We start from the raw sequence: 19657 nt of genomic DNA on the forward strand, positions 1-19657 counted from the left end.
GCTGGGGTCAGCGCAGCGCGTCGCGAACCTCGGCGGGGGCTTGGACCAATTCGATCAGCACGCCCTCGCCGCCGATTGGGAACTGCTCGTTGCCTTTGGGGTGCACGAAGCAAATGTCATGGCCGGCCGCGCCGCGGCGGATCCCACCCGGCGCGAAGCGCAGGCCTTGGGCTTCGAGCCATTGCACGGCAGCGGGCAGGTCGTCCACCCACAGGCCCACGTGGTTCAGCGGCGTGGTGTGCACGGCCGGCTTCTTGTCGGGGTCCAGCGGCTGCATCAGGTCCACCTCGACCGCGTGCGCGCCCCGACCCAGCGTCAGGATGTCCTCGTCGACGTTTTCGCGCTCGCTCTGGAAGGTGCCGGTCACCGGCACGCCCAGCAAGTCGACCCACAAGGTCTTGAGGCGCTGCTTGTCCAAGCCGCCGATGGCGATTTGCTGCAGGCCGAGGATGCGAAAGGGACGGTCGCTCATGGCGGGCTCCAAGGGTTGTTCGAGAGGTCGAGGCGGCCCCAGAGCCACCCGGTTTTCATGCCGCTCAGGGTGGCCACGTTTTGGCCGTGGAACCAAGGCAGTTGCCCCACCGGTCCCATGAGGGCATCGCGCAGGGCGGGCAGCAGGCGCTGGTGGGACTGGAACATCGGCGTCAGCCAGCGGCTGGCCTGCCCGTAGTAGCGCAGGTGGGCGCGGCGGGCCTGGGCAAAGCGGGCCAGCAGCTCGGGCCAGGGCGCCTGCGGATGCGCGCGGCGGGTTTGCGCCAGCACCTGCGCATCGATCAAGGCCATGTTGGCCCCCTGCCCCAGCTGCGGGCTCATGCCATGCGCGGCGTCGCCGATGGCCAGCACCGCGCCACGGTGCGTCGGGTGCAAGCGCACGTCGGCGTAGCGCGCTGGCCGCAGTTGGTGGGCGTCGGTCAAGCCATCGAGCAAGGGCGACACCCAGGGGAGCAGCTCGACCAACGGGCGCTTCCAAGCCGCCAAGTCCAGCCGGTCCAGGTCGGGCATCTCGGCCAGGGGCAGGCTCCAGAACAGGTTGATGCCGGGCGCACTGCCGGCGTCGCTGCCCCAGGCGCGCCCCACGGGCATCAGGCCCAGCATCTGCCGCGCGCCGCGAAAACGCTGGCGCAGTTCGATGGCGGGAAAGCCAGTGGGTGCCGGCAGCACCGTCCACAAGGCCCCCCAAGGGAAGGGATCGGCCCGCACGCGGCCGTGCCCGGCCACCAGCTGAGACCGCAGGCGAGAAAAGCTGCCATCGGCCAAGAGCACGGCCTCGAAGCGGCCCAGGTCGGCCCCACCCTCGCCGTGAAGGCGCACGCCTTCGGGGGTGTCCGTCCAGCCCGTGACCGTGGCGCCGCAATGCCAGGGCACGCCCAGGGCCCGCAGGCGCTGCCACAGCAGGCCCATCAGCACACCGCGCTGCAAGCCCAGTCCGTAGGCCTCGGGGGCGAAGCGGCTGTAGCGAAGGTGGAGCACGGTGCGCCCGCTGGCGGTGTCCCCGTGCAGGCGGTCGAGCCGAGCGCCATGCGCCAAGGCCCCGTCCAACAGCCCCAGGTGCGCCAGCACCTGCTGCCCCGTGGGCTGCAGCAGCAAACCGGCCCCGATGGGCTGGGGGTCGGCCACCGTCTCGAAGACGGTGACCGGCACGCCCAACTGCGCCAGCCCGATGGCCGCCGCCGTGCCGGCGACGCCCGCGCCAACGACCGCGACGCTCAACGGGCGAAGCGCAAGATGGGCTGGTCGACGCTCAGGGACTCGCCCGGCTTGGCCAGCACCTCGGCCACGGTCACGTCCTGGGTGGCGAACAGCACGTTCTCCATCTTCATGGCCTCGATCACGGCCAAGCGCTCGCCCGCTTGCACCTTCTGGCCCACGGCCGCAGCCAGTTGGACCAGCAGGCCCGGCATGGGCGAGAGCAAGAAAGCGCTGGTGTCGGGCGGCGCCTTGTAGGGCATCAGGGCCTGCAGCTCGGCGTGGCGGGGGCGCAGCACGGTGATCTCGGCCGACTTGCCGTTGTGCTGCAAGCGGAACGCCAGCGGGTTCTTGGCCGTGCCGCGCTCGACCTGGGCCACGAAGGGCCGGCCGTTGACGCTGCCGCTCAGGCGCACGTCGATCAAGCGCGAGTGGCATTCGATGTCGTAGCCCTTGCCATCCACCTCGATGCGGGCCACGCCCGGCCGGCCGGCGATCTCGGTGACGCGCACGTGCTGGCGCAGGCTGTTGCCCTCGCCCAGGTGGGTGATGGCGACGGCCTTGTTGTCCAGCCCCACCTCGTGACCCGGCAGTTGGCCGCTGATGCCCACGGCCCGCTCGCGCGTTTTGCGGCGCACGAAGGCGGCCAGGGCCACCAGGAAGTCGGGGTCGTCGTGCGTCACCGACTCGGCCTTGAAGCCGCTGGGCCACTGGCGCGCGATGAAACCGGTGTCGAAGTTCCCCGACTGGAAGTCCGGGTGGGCCAGCAGGGCCGCTTGGAAGGGGATGTTGCTGGCGATGCCGCGGATGACGAAGCCGTTGAGCGCCCCGCGCATGCGGGCAATGGCGTCGGCGCGGTCCTTCCCGTGCACGATGAGCTTGGCGATCATCGAGTCGTAGTGCATCGGGATCTCGCCGCCTTCGAACACGCCGGTGTCCACGCGCACCCCCAGGCCGGCGCTGGGCTGGCCCTGCGCCAGGTCGGTGGGCGGCGGCTGGTAGCGCACCAGGCGACCGGTGCTGGGCAGGAAGTTGCGGAACGGGTCTTCGGCGTTGATGCGGCACTCGATGGCCCAGCCTTCGCGCTTCAGGTCCGACTGCTGCAGCGGCAGCTTCTCGCCCGCGGCGATGCGGATCATCCACTCCACCAAGTCCAGCCCGGTGATGCACTCGGTCACCGGGTGCTCCACCTGCAGGCGGGTGTTCATCTCCAAGAAGTAGAAGCCCTGGTCCTTGCCGACCACGAACTCGACCGTGCCCGCGCTTTGGTAGCCCACGGCTTGGGCCAGGGCCACGGCCTGCTCGCCCATGGCCTTGCGCGTGGCCTCGCTGATGAAGGGGGACGGGGCTTCTTCGATGACCTTTTGGTGGCGGCGCTGGATGGAGCACTCGCGCTCCCACAGGTACAGGGTGTGGCCGTGGCCGTCGGCCAGCACCTGGATCTCGATGTGCCGGGGCTGTTCGATGAACTTCTCCATGAACACCCGGTCGTCGCCGAAGCTCGCTGCGGCTTCGTTGCGGCAACTCACCAGGCCCTCGGCGCACTCCTTGTCGTTGTGCGCCACGCGCAGGCCCTTGCCGCCGCCGCCGGCGCTGGCCTTGAGCATGACGGGGTAGCCGATCTTCTGAGCGATGGCGACGGCCTCCTCGGCGCTGAGGATGGGCTCGTTGTGGCCGGGGATGGTGCTGACCCCGGCCTGCTGCGCCAGCTTCTTGGACGCGATCTTGTCGCCCATGGCGGCGATGGCGCCGTGCTTGGGTCCGATGAAGACCAGCCCCTCTTCCTCGACGCGGCGGGCGAAGTCTTCGTTCTCGCTCAGAAAGCCGTAACCCGGGTGGATGGCCTGCGCGCCGGTTTGCTTGGCGGCCGCGATGATCTTGTCGGCCATCAAATAGCTCTGGCGGCTGGGGGCCGGACCGATGCACACGGCCTCGTCGGCCAACTCCACGTGCCGCGCGCGGGCGTCGGCCTCGGAGTGAACGGCCACGGTGGCGATGCCCAGGCGTTTGGCGGTGGCGATGACGCGGCAGGCGATTTCACCCCGGTTGGCGATGAGGATCTTCTTAAACACGCTGGCCTCCCGGGGTGAACTCGCCTGCACCGCCGGCTTCGCCGTCGGTCATGCCATTTGTTGCTGGCGCAACCGCGCCTCCGGCGCGAACGCCACCGTTGGCGATGAGGATCTTTTTGAACATGGTCCTCTCCTTACAGCGGAATGTTCCCGTGCTTGCGCCACGGGTTGTCCAGCTTCTTGTCCTTCAGCATCTTCAAGCTGCGGCAGATGCGCTGGCGGGTTTCGTGGGGCTGGATGACGTCGTCGATGTAGCCACGCTCGGCCGCGACGAAGGGGTTGGCGAAGCGGGCCTTGTACTCGGCCTCTTTGGCCGCGAGCTTTTCGGGGTCGCCCTTGTCTTCGCGGAAGATGATTTCCACCGCGCCCTTGGCGCCCATCACGGCGATCTCGGCGTTGGGCCAGGCGAAGTTGACGTCGCCGCGCAGGTGCTTGGAGGCCATCACGTCGTAGGCACCGCCGTAGGCCTTGCGGGTGATGACGGTGATCTTCGGGACGGTGGCCTCGGCATAGGCGTAGAGCAGCTTGGCACCGTGCTTGATGATGCCGCCGTACTCCTGCGACGTGCCGGGCATGAAGCCGGGCACGTCGACAAAGGTCACCACCGGGATGTGGAAGGCGTCGCAGAAGCGCACGAAGCGCGCGGCCTTGATGCTGCTCTTGATGTCCAGGCAGCCCGCCAGCACCAGGGGCTGGTTGGCCACGATGCCCACGGTGCCGCCGTCCATGCGCGCGAAACCGGTGACGATGTTCTTGGCGTACTCGGGCTGCAGCTCGAAGAAGTCGCCGTCGTCCACCACCTTGGCGATCAGCTCCTTGATGTCGTAGGGCTGGTTCGGGTTGGCGGGCACCAGGGTGTCGAGCGACTCGTCCCGGCGCGTGGCCGGGTCGCCCGAGGGCCGCACCGGGGGCTTCTCACGGTTGCTGAGCGGCAGGTAGTTGAAGAAGCGGCGCAGCATCAGCAGCGCTTCCACGTCGTTGTCGAAGGCCAGGTCGGCCACGCCGCTCTTGGTGGTGTGCGTGCTGGCGCCCCCCAGTTCCTCGGCGGTCACTTCCTCGTGCGTGACGGTCTTCACCACCTCGGGGCCGGTGACGAACATGTAACTGCTGTCCTTCACCATGAAGATGAAGTCGGTGATCGCCGGGCTGTACACCGCGCCGCCGGCGCTGGGGCCCATGATCAGGCTGATCTGCGGGATGACACCGCTGGCCATCACGTTGCGCTGGAACACCTCGGCGTAGCCGCCCAAGGACGCCACGCCTTCTTGGATGCGCGCGCCGCCCGAGTCGTTCAAGCCGATCACCGGTGCCCCGACCTTCATGGCCTGGTCCATGACCTTGCAGATCTTCTCGGCGTGCGCCTCGCTCAGGGCGCCGCCGAACACGGTGAAGTCCTGGCTGTAGGCAAAGGCCAAGCGGCCGTTGATGGTGCCGTAGCCGGTGACCACGCCGTCGCCGGGGATGTGGTTGGCGTCCATGCCGAAGTCCACGCAGCGGTGCTGCACGAACATGTCCCACTCTTCGAAGCTGTCGTCGTCGAACAGCAGTTCCAGGCGCTCGCGGGCGGTGAGCTTGCCCTTTTTGTGCTGCGCGTCGATGCGCTTTTGGCCACCGCCCAAGCGCGCCGCGGCGCGCTTGTTCTCGAGCAGTTTTTGGATGTCATCCATGGGGGGTGTTCCTCAAAAACAGGGTCAACAGGTCGCGGGCGGCGGTGCTGGCGGCCAGTGTGCCGGCGCGCACCGCTTGCTCCAGCCCGGGTAAACGCGCCGCCACGGCGGCGTGGTCGTGGAAGGCCTGCTGCAGGCCAGCCTGGATGCGCTCGTGCAGCCAGGCGATGTCTTGTCGGTGCCGCCGCGCGTCGCGGTCCTGCGCCGCTTGCTGGCGCTGCACGGCCTGCCACACCTCGGCCACGCCCTGGCCGGTGAGGCTGCTGGCCTGCAGCACTTCCACCGGTGCCGACGCGCCATGCGCTTGGCCGTGCAGTCGCAAGCTGGACACGATGTGCACCTGCGCCCGCATGGCCGCGGCGGCATCGAGGTCGGCCTTGTGGATGACCACCAGGTCGGCCAACTCCATCACCCCGCGCTTGATGGCTTGGAGTTCGTCACCGGCATTGGGCAACTGCAGCAAGCAGAAGCAATCGGTCATGCCGGCCACCGCCACCTCGCTCTGGCCCACGCCCACGGTTTCGACGATCACCACGTCGTAGCCGGCGGCCTCGACGATGCGAATGAGTTCCCGCGTGTGGCTGGCCACGCCACCCAAGACGCCGCGGCTGGGGCTGGGGCGGATGAAGGCGGCCTCTTGCACCGACAGGCGCTCCATGCGCGTCTTGTCGCCCAAGATGGAGCCGCCCGACAGGCTGCTGCTGGGGTCCACGGCGAGCACGGCCACGCGGTGGCCTTGCTGGATCAGGTGCAGACCCAGGGCTTCGATGAAACTGCTCTTGCCGACCCCGGGCACGCCGCTCAGGCCCAAACGCACCGCGCCGCCGCTGTGCGGCAGGCAGGCGGTGAGCAGGGCATCGGCCTGGGCACGGTGGGCCGGCAGGCTGCTTTCCAGCAGGGTGATGGCCTTGGCCAGGGCGCGGCGGCCTGCCGGGCCGCCTTGGCGCAGGGCGTCCACGCTCATCGTGCGGGCTCCCAGCGGTAGCGGGTGTCGATGTCTTGCACGGCCAAAACCCTGAAACCGTGGCGTTGGTAAAAGCGGTTGGCGTCGCTGCCTTGCAAGGCTTCCAGTTCGACGGCCACGCCAGCGGCCGCGGCTTCGCTCTGCACGCTGTCCAGCGCCCACCGGCCCAGGCCTTGGCCCTGGTGCCCGGGGGCGATGTAGAGGTGCTGCACGTGCCAGGGGTCGCGCTCGCGGTGCACGGTCAGCAGGCCGACCCGTTCCCCAGCGACTTCGATCCACCGCATGGCGGCCGGATGGAACTGCCCGGCGAAGCGCTCGCGCGCCCGCGTCAAGTCGAATCGGCCCAGCGCCTCCAGCGAGGGTCGCATGGCGGCCACTCGCAAGGCCAGCAGGGCCTCGAAGTCCTCCGCCTGCACGGCGGCGAACGCCAAGCTCATGCGGCGCCCACGGCCTCGCGGATGTGCTTCAGCACGTCCCGCGCGCTGTCGGGGATGGGGGTGCCAGGGCCGTAAATGCCCTTCACGCCCTGGGCGTAGAGGAAGTCGTAGTCCTGCTGCGGGATCACGCCGCCCACGAACACGATGATGTCGTCGGCGCCCTGCTTCTTGAGCTCGGCAATGATGGCCGGCACCAGGGTCTTGTGGCCCGCGGCCAGGGTGGACACGCCCACGGCGTGCACGTCGTTTTCGATGGCCTGGCGGGCGCACTCCTCGGGCGTTTGGAACAGGGTGCCGATGTCCACGTCGAAGCCCAGGTCGGCAAAGGCCGTGGCCACCACCTTGGCGCCGCGGTCGTGCCCGTCTTGGCCCAGCTTGGCGATCATCACGCGCGGTCGGCGGCCGTGCTGGCCCTCAAAGCCGGCCACCTCGGCCTGCAAGGCCTGCCACTCGTCGGGCGCCGTGTAGGCGCCGGCGTACACGCCGCTCACCTTGTGGATGTCCGCGCGGTGGCGGCCGTAAACCGTTTCGAGTGCATCGCTCACCTCCCCCACCGTGCAGCGCACGCGCATGGCTTGAATCGACAGCGCCAGCAGGTTGCCCTCGCCCGAGCGGGCGGCCTCGGTCAGCGCGGCCAATGCGGCTTGCACCGCGGCGGCGTCGCGCGTAGCCTTGATCTGGGCCAGGCGCGCCACCTGCTGCTCGCGCACCTTGACGTTGTCGACCTCCAGCACGTCGACGGGGTCTTCCTTGGCCAGCTTGTACTTGTTGACGCCGACGATCACGTCGGCCCCGCTGTCGATGCGGGCCTGCTTCTGCGCCGCGCTGGCCTCGATCTGCAGCTTGGCCCAACCGCTGGCCACGGCCTGGGTCATGCCGCCTTGGCCTTCCACCTCTTCGATGATCGACCACGCCTTGTCGGCCAGCTCCTGCGTCAGCTTTTCCATCATGTAGCTGCCGGCCCAGGGGTCGACGACGCTGGTGATGTGCGTTTCCTCTTGCAGGATGAGCTGGGTGTTGCGGGCGATGCGGCTGGAAAACTCGGTCGGCAGCGCGATGGCCTCGTCGAAGCTGTTGGTGTGCAGGCTTTGCGTGCCGCCGAACACCGCCGCCATAGCTTCCACGGTCGTGCGAACGATGTTGTTGTACGGGTCTTGCGCCGTCAGGCTCCAGCCGCTGGTTTGGCAGTGGGTGCGCAGCATCAGGCTCTTCGGGTCCTTCGCCCCGAAGTCGCCCATGATCCGGCTCCACAGCAGGCGGGCCGCCCGCAGCTTGGCCACTTCCAAGTAGAAGTTCATGCCGATGGCGAAGAAGAAGCTCAGGCGGGGTGCAAACGCGTCCACCGCCAAGCCGCGCTTCATGGCCGTGCGCACGTACTCCATGCCGTCGGCCAGGGTGAAGGCAAGCTCCAGCGCCTGGTTGGCGCCGGCTTCTTGCATGTGATAGCCGCTGATCGAGATGCTGTTGAACTTCGGCATCTCGGCGGCGGTGTGGGCCATGATGTCCGCCACGATCCGCATGCTGGGCGCCGGCGGGTAGATGTAGGTGTTGCGGACCATGAACTCCTTGAGGATGTCGTTCTGGATGGTCCCGCTCAGCTTGGCGCTGGGCACGCCCTGCTCCTCCCCGGCCACCACGTAGGCCGCCAGCACCGGCAGCACGGCGCCGTTCATGGTCATGCTGACCGAGACCTGGTCCAGCGGGATGCCGTCGAACAAGATCTTCATGTCTTCGACCGAATCGATGGCCACGCCGGCCTTGCCGACATCGCCCACCACGCGCGGGTGGTCGCTGTCGTAGCCGCGGTGCGTGGCCAGGTCGAAGGCCACGCTCACGCCTTGGCCGCCGGCGGCCAGGGCCTGGCGGTAGAAGGCATTGCTCTCCTCGGCGGTGGAAAAGCCGGCGTACTGGCGGATGGTCCAGGGCCGCACGGCGTACATCGTGGCCTGGGGCCCGCGCAGAAACGGCGCGAAGCCAGGCAAGGTGTCGGCGTGGGGAAGCCCGGCCAGATCGGCCGCCGTGTACAGCGGCTTGACCCGCAAGCCCTCCGGGGTCACCCAAGTCAACGCGCCCACGTCCCCACCCGGGGCCGATTTGGCGGCCGCCTTCTCCCATTGGCTCAAGGTCGGGGCGGCGGTTTCAGCGGGTTTCTTGTCGGTCATGGTCGGCCTTGGGGCGGTCGGGCAAGGGATCGCGGCGACCCGCGTTCCCTGATGAGGGGACCCGCGAAGCGCCATTTGTTGTGCGGTGCATCATAGCGTCCGCGTTATTCATAATTATGAATTCAAAACTGACTACACTCTGACACCATCGGCCCACGATGCCAGGGCGCAGCGCCCATGCTGCGCCGGCCCTGGCCGCCTGTCCATCCGCCCTGCCCCCACCATGCCCGCCGCCCCACTCGCCCCGCGCGCCCTCTACCTGGAGGTGGCCGAGCACGTTCGCCAGCGGATCTTTGGGCGGCAGCTGGAGCCAGGCGCCTGGATCGACGAGCAAGCCCTGTGCGCCGAGCTCGGCATCAGCCGAACGCCCCTGCGCGAAGCCCTCAAGGTGCTGGCCGCCGAAGGCCTGGTGACCATGAAGGTGCGACGCGGCGCCTACGTGACCGAAATGAGCGAGCGCGACGTGCGCGAGGCCTATCAATTGCTGGCCCTCTTGGAGAGCGACGCCGCCGCCGAGCTGGCCGCGCGCGCCACCGAGGCCGAATTGGCAGAGCTGCAAGGCCTGCACGAGCAGCTAGAGCGCAGCGTGCACCAGCGCGACGCCTTCTTCGCCGCCAACGAGCGCTTCCACCTGCGCCTGTTGGAGCTGGAAGGCAACCGCTGGCGGCTGCACATGGTGACCGATTTGCGCCGGCTCATGAAGCTCAACCGGCACCACAGCCTGTTCCAGCAAGGGCGCCTGGCGGAATCCCTGGAAGAGCACCGCCAATTGATGGCCGCGCTCGCCCAACGCGACCCCGCGCGGGCCGCTCAAGTGGCCCGCCAGCACTTCGACAACGGCATACAGGCCGCGCGACCGGCGTCCTGAACGGCCCGGCGCAAAAACCCTGGCGCCTCGGCATTACGCCGCATTACGCCGGACTTCACCGCCCTGTTGTGCCGATTGGCCTTCGCCCCGCGACCTAGCATCCCTGCGAGGGACCTTGGGGGGCCCACGTCCGGGCAAACCCTCATACCGGTTTGACAAGGACGTGCCCGGGTGTGACAAACGCCCAAGGCCGAGCCTCAAGTTCCAGAAAAAGTAACCGAAAGCCCGAAGACGATGGCCCGTTGAAGGGGTGCGCATTCGCTTGTGCGCCTTCGCAGCAGCCCCGAAGAACGGCAACCCACACTGAACAAGTGAGCGCACCATGGCTTCTCTGATCTCCAGCCTGACCTCCGACCAAATCGCCGCCCTGTCAACGGTGACCTTGGCCCGGCTGACCAGCGACGACTGGGCGGCGTTCAACACGAATCAGATCCAGGCGCTGACCACCGACCAGGTGCGCAGCCTCAGCAGCCAGGCCTTCGGTTTCCTCAGCACCGAGCAGTTCGCGGCCTTCGAGACGCGGGACCTGCAGGTCATCAGCACGGCGGCCCTGTCGACGCTGAAGACCGACATGCTCAACGCCCTGAGCACCGACCAGATGGGCGCGCTGACCTCGGCGCAGGTCAAGGGCCTGACCACCGGGCAAATCGCCTCGCTGGTCTCCGACAACGTCAACGCCCTGACCACGGCGCAGTTCGCCAACCTCAGCACCACCCAGCTGGGCGCGCTGACCACCGACCAGGTGTCGGTGCTGGAGTCGGCCGACCTGGTGGCCATCGGCAGCACCGGCATCCGCGCCTTCAGCAGCGCGGCCGTGGGCGCCTTGTCCACCGACAACATCGCCGCGCTCAGCTCCACCCAGGCGGCCGTGCTCACCAGCACCCAGGCCAAGGGCCTGACCACCGACCAGATCGACGCCCTGGGCAGCGCCAACGTCGGCGTGCTGTCCACCGACCTGCTGCGCAGCCTGACCACGGCCCAGATCGCCGCCATGGACTCGGCGCAGTTCTCGGCCCTGAAGAGCTCGCAGGTGCAGGCCTTCAGCACCGCCCAGATCTCGGCCCTGCCCACCGACACCCTGAACGCCCTGGGCACGGCCCAGTTCAACGCCCTGTCCACCACCCAGGTGTCGGCCCTGACGACCGACCAACTGGCCAGTCTGGAAACCGACGACCTGCGCGCCTTGAGCACCAACGCGCTGCGCTCGCTGTCCAGCGCCCAGGTGGGCGCCCTGAGCACCGACGGCGTGGTGGCCTTGACCACCGCGCAAGCCGCGTCGATCACGTCCAACCAGGCCAAGGGCTTGAGCACCGACCAGCTCGGTGCGCTGCAAACCGACGACCTGCGCGCCCTCAGCACCGACACCCTGCGCTCGCTCAGCTCCAACCAGGTTGGCGCCCTCAGCACCGACAACATCGTGGCCTTGACCACGGGGCAGGCCGCGGCCCTGGCCTCGAACCAAGTGCAAGGCCTGAGCACCGACCAGACCGGCGCCCTGCAAACGGACGACCTGCGCGCCTTGGGCACCGCCACGCTGCGGGCCCTGAGCACCGACCAGCTGGGCGCCTTGGGCTCTGACCAGCTCGGCGCGCTGACCACGGTGCAGGTGCAAAACCTCACCACCCAGCAAGTCGCCGGCCTCGACACCGACGACCTCAACGCCTTCGGCACCGCCCAGTTCGCGGCCATGACCACCGGCCAGCTGACCGGCCTGACCACCGACCAGGTGGCCAGCCTGCAGACGGCCGACCTGGTGGCCATCGGCTCGGCGGGCCTGCGTGCCCTGAACTCGGCCCAAGTGGGGGCCCTGAGCACCGATGGCGTCGTGGCCCTCACAACAACGCAGGCGGCCAGCCTGACCACCGGGCAAGCGGCCGGCCTGACCACGGACCAAATGGCCGCCATGGCCACCGACGACCTGCGTGCCCTGTCGTCCGCGACCCTGCGCGCCCTCGACTCCGACCAACTGGGCGCCCTGACCAGCACGCAATTGGGGCAACTGACCACCGCCCAGATCCAGGCCTTGACCACCGGCCAGCTGGCAGGCTTGGCCACCGACGACCTGAATGCCCTGACCACCGGCCAGTTTGCCGCGCTGACCACCGCCCAACTGCGGTCGCTGACCACCGACCAGCTCGGCAGCCTCGAAACCGATGACCTGCGCGCTTTGGGCAGCGCCGGCCTGTCGGCCCTCACCTCGGCACAGATCGCAGCGCTGAGCACCGACGGCATCGTGGCCCTGACCACGCAGCAGGCCGCCAGCCTCAGCACGGCGCAAGCCGCTGGCCTGAGCACCGACCAGATGGTGGCCCTGGCCACCGACGACCTGCGCGTGCTGAACACCGCCACCCTGCGCGCCCTGACCACGGCGCAGCTGGACGCGATGGGCTCCGACCAGTTCGGCAACCTGACCAGCACCCAAGTCCAGTCGCTGACCACCCTGCAGGTGTCCAAGTTGGGCACCGACGACCTCAACGCGCTGACCAGCGCACAGTTCGGCCAGCTCACCAGCACGCAGGTGTCGGTGCTGACGACCGACCAGTTGGGCAGCCTGGAAACGGCCGATGTGGTGGGCCTGGGCACCCAAGGCCTGCGCACGCTCAGCTCGGCCCAGATGGGCGCGCTCAGCACCGACGGCATCGTCGCGCTGACCACCGCACAGGCGGCCGCCATCGGCTCCACGCAAGCCGCGGGGCTGACGACCGACCAAATGGGCGCGCTGGAAACCGACGACATCCAACGCCTGACCAGCGTGGCCCTGCGCCAACTCAGCACCGACCAGATCGGTGCCCTGAGCTCCGACCAGCTGGGTTCGCTGACCAGCAGCCAAGTCCAAGCGCTGACGACGGGCCAGATCTCGACCCTGGCCACCGACACCCTCAACGCCCTGGGCACGGCCCAGTTCGCGGCGCTGAGCACGACGCAAGTCCGCTCCCTCACCACCGAGCAGGTCTCGGGCCTGGAAACGGCCGACCTGCGCGCCTTGGGCAGCGCCGGCATCGCCACCTTCACCACGGGCCAGATCGCCGCCATCAACACCGATGGCATCCAGGCCATGACGACGGCGCAGTTCGCCGCGCTGGCCAGCGGCCAAGCCGCCGGCCTGACCACCGACCAGATCGTCGCCCTGCAAACCGACGACCTGCGGGCAATCGGCACGGCGACGGTGCGTGCCCTGAGCACGGCCCAGGTCGACGCCCTGGGCTCCGACCAGATGGCCGCCCTGACCAGCCAGCAGCTGCAGGGCTTGAGCACGGGCCAAGTGGCCGCGCTCTCGACCGATGACCTGAACGCGCTGACCACCGACCAGTTCGGGCAGCTGTTGACCTCGCAAGTGGCGGTGCTGACCACGACGCAGATGAGCGCCCTGGAGACCGCCGACGTGGTGGCCCTGGGCACCACGGGCGTTCGCGCGCTGAGCTCGGCCCAGCTCGGGGCCTTGAGCAGCGACAGCGTCGTGGCGCTCACCACCGCCCAAACCTCGGTGCTGACCACGGCCCAGGTGCAAGGCCTGAACACCGACCAGGTCGGCGTGATCGAAACGCTGGACGTCCGCAGCCTGACGACCGACGCGCTGCGCGCCCTGAGCACGGCGCAGTTGGACGCCTTGACGACCGACCAGTTCGCGCAGATGCGAACCAACCAGGTCCAAGCCCTGCGCACCAACCAGATCGCGGCCATCGGGACCGACGACCTGAATGCCTTGAGCACCGACCAGTTCGCCGCCATGACGACGGCCCAGGTGGCCGCGCTGACGACCAACCAGGTCTCCAGCCTGGAAACGGCCGACCTGGTCGCCGTTGGCGTCAATGGCGTGCGCGCCCTCGGCACCGGCCAGATCGGGGCCATCAGCACCGACGGCATCGTGGCCATGACCACGGCCCAGTTCGCCGCGCTGAGCAGCGCCCAGGTGGCCGGCTTGAGCACCGACCAGATCGCCAACCTGGAAACCGACGACCTGCGCGCCCTCAGCACCGACGCCCTGCGGGCCCTGAGCACCAACCAGATCGGCGCCCTGAGCACCGACCAACTGGCGCAGCTCACCACCAACCAGGTGCGCGCGCTGACCACGGCGCAACTGGCCTCGTTGGGCACGGACGACCTGAACGCGCTGGGCACGGACCAAGTGGCGGCCCTCACAACCAACCAGATCGTGGCACTGACCACGGATCAGGTTGCCAGTTTGGAAACCGCCGACTTGGTGGCCATCGGCAGCAGCGGCACCCGTGCGCTGACCACCGCCCAGTTCGCCGCGCTGAGCACCGACAGCATCGTGGCCCTGACCACGGCCCAAGCCGCGCAGATCACCTCGGCCCAGGCCGCGGCCCTGAGCACCGACCAGGTTGGCGCCCTGGCCACCGACGACTTCCGGGCCCTGAGCACGGCCGCCCTGTCGGGCTTCTCGTCGCGCAACATCGGCGCGCTGAGCACCGACAACATCGTGGCCCTGACCACGCTGCAGGCCAGCACGCTGACGACCGCCCAGGTCAAGGGCCTGAGCACCGACCAGATGGTGGCCCTGGCCACCGACGACCTGCGCGCCCTGAGCACGCAAGCCCTGACGACCCTGAGCACCGACCAGCTCAACGCCATGGGCACCGACCAGTTCGCGCAGATGACCAATGCGCAGGTCCAGAGCCTGACCACGGGCCAGGTCACCTCGCTGGAAACCGACGACCTGAACGCCTTCGGCACCGCCCAGTTCGCGGCGCTGCGCACGGGCCAGGTGTCGGCCTTCTCCACCGACCAGATCGCCAACCTGCAGACCAACGACATCGTCGCCCTGGGCTCGGCCGGCATCCGCGTGCTGACCACCGCGCAACTGGGCGCCATGAGCTCCGACCAGCTCGGCTCGCTGACCAGCCAGCAGGTGCAGGGCATGACCACGGGGCAGGTCTCGAGCCTCGCCACCGACACCCTCAACGCCCTGGGCACCACCCAGTTTGCGGCGATGAGCACGGCCCAGGTACGGGCCTTCACGACCGACCAGGTCAACAACCTGGAAACCAACGACCTGCGCGCCATCGGCAGCGCCGGCGTGGCGGCCTTCACCACCGCCCAGGTCGGCGCCATCAGCACCGACGGCATCCAGGCCATGACGACGGCGCAATTCGCCGCCATCGCTTCGGGCCAGGTTGCCGGCCTGACCACCGACCAGATCGCCGCCATCCAGACCGACGACGTTCAGGCCCTGGGCACCAGCAGCCTGCGCACCTTCAGCACGGCGCAGCTCGACGCGATGGGCTCCGACCAAATCGCCGCGCTCACCAGCCGCCAAGTGCAAGGCCTGGGCACCGGCCAGGTGGCCGCCCTGTCCACCGACGACCTGAACGCGCTGACCACCACCCAGTTCGGCCAGCTGCTGACCAGCCAGATCGCCGCGATGACCACCAACCAGGTGGGCAGCCTGGAGACGGCCGACGTCGTCGCCATCGGCAGCGCCGGCGTCAAGGCACTGAACTCCGGCCAGATCGGCGCCTTGAGCACCGACAACGTCGTGGCCCTCACCACCGCCCAGGCCGCGGTGCTCAACACCACCCAAGTCAAGGGCCTGACGACCGATCAGATCGGCGTGATCCAGACCGACGACCTGCGCGCCCTCAGCACCGAGGCCGTGCGTGGCATGAGCACCGACCAGCTCGGCGCCTTGAGCACCGACCAGATTTCCAGCCTGCGCACGCAGCAAACCCAGTCGCTGCTGACCAGCCAGGTCGCCTCGCTGAGCACCGACAACCTGAACGCGCTCAAGACCGAGCACTTCGCCACCCTGACCACCGGCCAGGTGGCCGCGCTGACGACGGGCCAAGTGAACAACCTGGAGACGACCGACGTCGTGGCCTTGGGCACCAACGGCGTCAAGGCGCTCAGCTCGGCGCAGATCGGTGCGCTGAACACCGACGGCGTGGTGGCGCTGACCACCGCCCAGGTCTCGGTCCTGAGCACGACGCAAGTCGCCGGCCTGACGACCGATCAGAACCCGGTGATCCAGACCGATGACGTGCGCGCCCTGAGCACCGCCGGCATCCGCAGCTTCACCACCGCCCAGCTCGATGCGCTGACCACCGACCAGCTGCGCAACATGACGACGGCCCAGGTGCAAGCGCTGAGCACGGCCCAGCTGGTGTCCCTGGGCACCGACGACCTGAACGCCTTCGGCACCGCCCAGTTTGCGGCGATGAGCACGCTGCAGTTGGCCTCGCTGACGACCGACCAGGTCGCCAGCCTGGAGACGGCCGACCTGGTGGCCATTGGCGCCAACGGCGTCAAGGCGTTGACCTCGGCCCAGTTCAAAGCGCTGAGCACCGACAACATCCAAGCCCTGACGACCGCGCAAGCCGCCGCGCTGACCACGCTGCAAACCAAGGCGATGACGACCGACCAGGTGGGCGCTTTGGAAACCGACGACCTGCGGGCCCTGAGCACCGCGGCCTTGTCGGGCCTGGGCTCCGACCAGATCGGCGCGCTCAGCACCGACAACATCGTGGCCCTGACCAGCCAGCAAGCGGCCTCGCTGAGCACGGCCCAGGTCAAGGGCCTGAGCACCGATCAGTTGGTGGCCCTGGCCACGGACGACCTGCGCGCCCTGAGCACGCAAGCCCTCCAGGCCCTGTCCACCGACCAACTCAACGCCATGGGCACCGCGCAGTTCGCGCAGCTCACCAACGCCCAGGTGCAGAGCCTGAGCACGGGCCAAGTGGCGTCGCTGGAAACGGACGATCTCAACGCCCTGAGCACGGCGCAGTTTGCGGCGCTGCGCACGGCCCAGATCGCCGTCTTGACCACCGACCAGATCGGCAGCCTGCAAAGCGATGACCTCGTCGCCCTGGGCTCGGCCGGCTTGCGCGCCTTGGGCAGCGACCAGGTTGGCGCCATCGGCACCGCCAACGTCCAGGCCATGACGAGCCAGCAATGGGGCTCGATCACCAGCACGCAGATTGCGGGCGTGACCACCGACCAACTTGGCGCCTTGGAGTCCAACGACCTGCGGGCCCTGGCCACGGCCACCCTGCGCGCGTTGACCTCCGACCAACTCGGCAGCCTGAGTTCGGCGCAGTTCCAGCAACTGCTCACCGCGCAATCGGCCAGCCTGGGCACCGGCCAGATCGCGGCCCTGGCCACGGACGACCTCAACGCCTTCGGCACCCAGCACTTCGCCAGCTTCACCAGCGCCCAGGTGGCCGCCCTGACCAGCGACCAACTCGGCAGCCTGGAGACCGACGACCTGCGCGCCCTGGGCAGCAACGGCATCCGCGCCCTCAGCTCGGCACAGATCGCCGCGCTGAGCACCGACGGCATCGTGGCCCTGACGACCGCACAAGCCACCACGCTGAGCTCCGCCCAGGTGGCCGGCCTGAGCACCGACCAGATGGTGGCCCTGGCCACCGACGACCTGCGGGCCTTGAGCACGCAGGCGCTGTCCAAGCTGACCACGGCCCAACTGGACGCCATGGGCTCTGACCAGTTCGGCGCGCTGGCCACCAACCAAAGCCGCGGCCTCACCACGGCGCAGCTGGCGGCCCTGAGCACCGACGACCTCAATGCCCTGGGCACCCAGCACTTCGCCACCTTCAGCACCGACCAAGTGGCTGCGCTGACGACCGACCAGGTCAACAACCTGCAAACGGCCGACGTGGCCGCCATCGGGGCCAACGGCATCCGCGCCTTCAGCTCCAAGCAAATCGGCGCCCTGAGCACCGACGGCATCGTGGCCCTGAGCACGGCGATGGCCGCCAACCTGAGCACCAGCCAAGTGGCCGGCCTCACCACCGACCAAATGGCCGCCTTTGCCACCGACGATCTGCGGGCCCTCGTGGCCGGCACGGTCCGCGCGCTGAGCACCGACCAGCTCAACGCGATGACCAGCGACCAGTGGGCGAACCTCACCACGACGCAAACCTCGTCGTTGACCACGGCCCAGATTCGTGGCCTGGAATCCGACGACCTGGTGGCGATGGGCACGGGCCAGTGGGCGTCGATGACCTCGGCCCAGTTGGCCGCGCTGACGACCGATCAAATCGGTTCGATGCAAAGCGCCGACATCGCCGCCATCGGCAGCAACGGCATCCGCGCGCTCGGGTCCGCCCAGATCGCGGCCATCAGCACCGATGGCATCGTGGCCCTGGGCACCCAGCAGTTCGCGGTGCTCACCAGCGCCCAAGCCGCCGGGTTGACGACCGACCAGCTCGACGCCATCGAAAGCGCCGACATGGCCGGCCTGTCCACCGCCGCGCTGCGTCAGCTGAGCACCGACCAGTTCACGGTGCTCGATTCGGCCCAAGTTTCGAAGCTGACGACAGCGCAAATCAGCGCGCTCACCTCGGCCCAGATCGGCACCCTGTCCACGGACGAGGTGGTGGCCCTGAGCACCGCACAAGTTCGTGCGTTGACCTCGGCCCAAATGCTGGGCATCACCACCGAGCAGTTGGCGGCCATGGCCACCGACGACGTCGCGGTGCTGACGACCGCCCAGTTCAAGGCCTTCGATTCGGCCGACTTCAGCGCCCTGACCAGCGACCAAGTGGCCGCGCTCAGCAGTGCCCAAGTGGTAGGCATCACCAGCGACCAAGTCGTGGGCATCAGCACCGACGCCATCGGCTCGCTGGGCACCGCCGCCTTGCGCGCCCTGGGCACCGCCGCCTTCGCGGCCCTGACCACCGACCAGATCGGCGCCCTGAGCACCGACCAGGTGGCCGCGCTCACCACCGGCCAGTTGGCCGCCATGAGCACTGCCCAGGTCGTGGCCCTGGAGACGGCCGACTTCGCCCTGCTGACCACGGGACAACTGCGGGCCTTCTCGTCGGCCCAGATCGGGGCCATCGAGACCGACGACTTGCGCACCCTGGGCACCGACGACATCGCCGCCTTCACCACGCTGCAGATCGACGGGCTGACCACCGACCAGATCCAGGCCTTCACGACCGACCAGGTCAAGGGCTTCGAGACGGCCGACCTGGGCAGCATGAACATGGACCAGGTGCTGGCCTTCACCTCCGACCAGACGGGGGCCATGAGCACGGCACAGATCAACGCCCTGTTCCTGGCCACGCCCATCATGCTGGACCTGGACGGCAACGGCATCCAAACCCTGTCGGCCAGCCAAGGGGTGAACTTCGACCTGAACGGCGACGGACAGAGCGCGAAGTGGGGCTGGGCGGCCGGCAACGACGGCTTCCTGGTGATGGACCGCAACAACGACGGCGTCATCAACGACGGCAAGGAACTCTTCGGCTCGGGCACCCGCTTGGCCGACGGCACCCGTGCCGCCGATGGCTTCGCCGCCATGGCCGCCGAAGACAGCAACCGCGACGGCAAGCTCGACGCCCAGGACGCCAACTGGAGCAAGCTGCAGGTCTGGGTGGACGGCGACCACGACGGCGTGACCGACGCCGGCGAGCTCAAGAACTTGGCCGAACTGGGCATCACCTCCTTCGACCTCAGCGCGGCCAAGGGCAGCGACGTGAACAACGGCAACTTCGTGGGCCTGGTCTCCAAGTTCACGAAGGACGACGGCAGCACCCACACGCTGGCCGACGTCTGGTTCGCCAAGGACACGACGCCACCTCCGGCCGACGAGGTGATCGCCGCCGCACCCACGGCGCTGACCCTGCCTGGCACGACGGCCACGCCGATGGGCAGCACGGATGGCGCGGTGAGCGACTTGGCCAGCCTGCGCCACGGTGGCCTCACGCCGAACTTGGTCTACAAGGGCGACGACGACGAGCGCTTCGTCCCGCCGATCATCTAAACCGATTGCGCGAACGCCGGCCCCAATGCGGCCGGCCCCGACCCCGCCACCTTCGG

General features: G+C 68.8%; 10 protein-coding genes. 2 read left to right on the plus strand and 8 right to left on the minus strand.

Annotation, left to right across the window (positions count from 1 at the left end; genetic code table 11):
- Window positions 1–7 precede the first annotated feature (7 nt).
- From EOD73_RS03490 to scpA, 8 genes are read right to left on the minus strand one after another with little or no spacing between them, the layout of a single operon-like run.
- A complete protein-coding gene (locus EOD73_RS03490; protein ID WP_127680887.1) occupies window positions 8–472 on the minus strand; it encodes a VOC family protein in 465 nt (154 codons plus the stop codon).
- Complete coding sequence (locus tag EOD73_RS03495; protein ID WP_127680889.1) at window positions 469–1710, minus strand: FAD-dependent oxidoreductase; 1242 nt, start codon at window positions 1708–1710, stop codon at window positions 469–471. Before EOD73_RS03495 ends, EOD73_RS03490 begins: the two co-directional genes overlap by 4 nt.
- Window positions 1707–3758, minus strand: a complete 2052-nt coding sequence (gene accC, locus EOD73_RS03500; RefSeq protein WP_127680891.1) for an acetyl-CoA carboxylase biotin carboxylase subunit — start codon at window positions 3756–3758, stop codon at window positions 1707–1709. Before accC ends, EOD73_RS03495 begins: the two co-directional genes overlap by 4 nt.
- Window positions 3751–3882 carry a hypothetical protein gene (locus EOD73_RS17890; RefSeq protein ID WP_259370319.1) on the minus strand — a complete coding sequence of 44 codons (132 nt, stop codon included), beginning with the start codon at window positions 3880–3882 and terminating at the stop codon, window positions 3751–3753. The genes accC and EOD73_RS17890 overlap by 8 nt, the downstream gene beginning before the upstream one ends.
- Window positions 3883–3892: 10 nt before the next feature.
- Complete coding sequence (locus tag EOD73_RS03505) at window positions 3893–5425, minus strand: acyl-CoA carboxylase subunit beta (protein WP_127680893.1); 1533 nt, start codon at window positions 5423–5425, stop codon at window positions 3893–3895.
- Window positions 5418–6389, minus strand: coding sequence for a methylmalonyl Co-A mutase-associated GTPase MeaB (gene meaB / locus EOD73_RS03510; protein ID WP_127680895.1), 972 nt, complete (start codon window positions 6387–6389; stop codon window positions 5418–5420). Before meaB ends, EOD73_RS03505 begins: the two co-directional genes overlap by 8 nt.
- Complete coding sequence (locus EOD73_RS03515) at window positions 6386–6826, minus strand: GNAT family N-acetyltransferase (protein ID WP_127680897.1); 441 nt, start codon at window positions 6824–6826, stop codon at window positions 6386–6388. Before EOD73_RS03515 ends, meaB begins: the two co-directional genes overlap by 4 nt.
- Window positions 6823–8988 carry a methylmalonyl-CoA mutase gene (scpA, locus tag EOD73_RS03520; protein WP_127680899.1) on the minus strand — a complete coding sequence of 722 codons (2166 nt, stop codon included), beginning with the start codon at window positions 8986–8988 and terminating at the stop codon, window positions 6823–6825. The genes EOD73_RS03515 and scpA overlap by 4 nt, the downstream gene beginning before the upstream one ends.
- Before the next feature lie 223 nt (window positions 8989–9211).
- On the opposite strand from scpA, the gene EOD73_RS03525 reads away from it, so the two are divergent.
- Window positions 9212–9856 carry a GntR family transcriptional regulator gene (locus tag EOD73_RS03525; RefSeq protein ID WP_127680901.1) on the plus strand — a complete coding sequence of 215 codons (645 nt, stop codon included), beginning with the start codon at window positions 9212–9214 and terminating at the stop codon, window positions 9854–9856.
- Between the two features lie 322 nt (window positions 9857–10178).
- The gene (locus tag EOD73_RS03530) at window positions 10179–19601 is read left to right on the plus strand and encodes an SPM autocatalytic domain-containing protein (RefSeq protein ID WP_127680903.1); all 9423 of its coding nucleotides are present in this window, start codon (window positions 10179–10181) and stop codon (window positions 19599–19601) included.
- The last annotated feature ends 56 nt before the right edge of the window (window positions 19602–19657 follow it).

The sequence above is a fragment of the Inhella crocodyli genome (assembly GCF_004004565.1).
Taxonomy (GTDB): domain Bacteria; phylum Pseudomonadota; class Gammaproteobacteria; order Burkholderiales; family Burkholderiaceae_C; genus Inhella; species Inhella crocodyli.

Excerpts from the sequence above, each read along its gene's own strand:
- EOD73_RS03490 (WP_127680887.1), bottom strand. The coding sequence starts at position 472 with ATGAGCGACCGTCCCTTTCGCATCCTCGGCCTGCAGCAAATCGCCATC.
- EOD73_RS17890 (WP_259370319.1), bottom strand. The coding sequence starts at position 3,882 with ATGTTCAAAAAGATCCTCATCGCCAACGGTGGCGTTCGCGCCGGAGGC.
- EOD73_RS03505 (WP_127680893.1), bottom strand. The coding sequence starts at position 5,425 with ATGGATGACATCCAAAAACTGCTCGAGAACAAGCGCGCCGCGGCGCGC.
- meaB (WP_127680895.1), bottom strand. The coding sequence starts at position 6,389 with ATGAGCGTGGACGCCCTGCGCCAAGGCGGCCCGGCAGGCCGCCGCGCC.
- EOD73_RS03515 (WP_127680897.1), bottom strand. The coding sequence starts at position 6,826 with ATGAGCTTGGCGTTCGCCGCCGTGCAGGCGGAGGACTTCGAGGCCCTG.
- scpA (WP_127680899.1), bottom strand. The coding sequence starts at position 8,988 with ATGACCGACAAGAAACCCGCTGAAACCGCCGCCCCGACCTTGAGCCAA.
- EOD73_RS03525 (WP_127680901.1), top strand. The coding sequence starts at position 9,212 with ATGCCCGCCGCCCCACTCGCCCCGCGCGCCCTCTACCTGGAGGTGGCC.
- EOD73_RS03530 (WP_127680903.1), top strand. The coding sequence starts at position 10,179 with ATGGCTTCTCTGATCTCCAGCCTGACCTCCGACCAAATCGCCGCCCTG.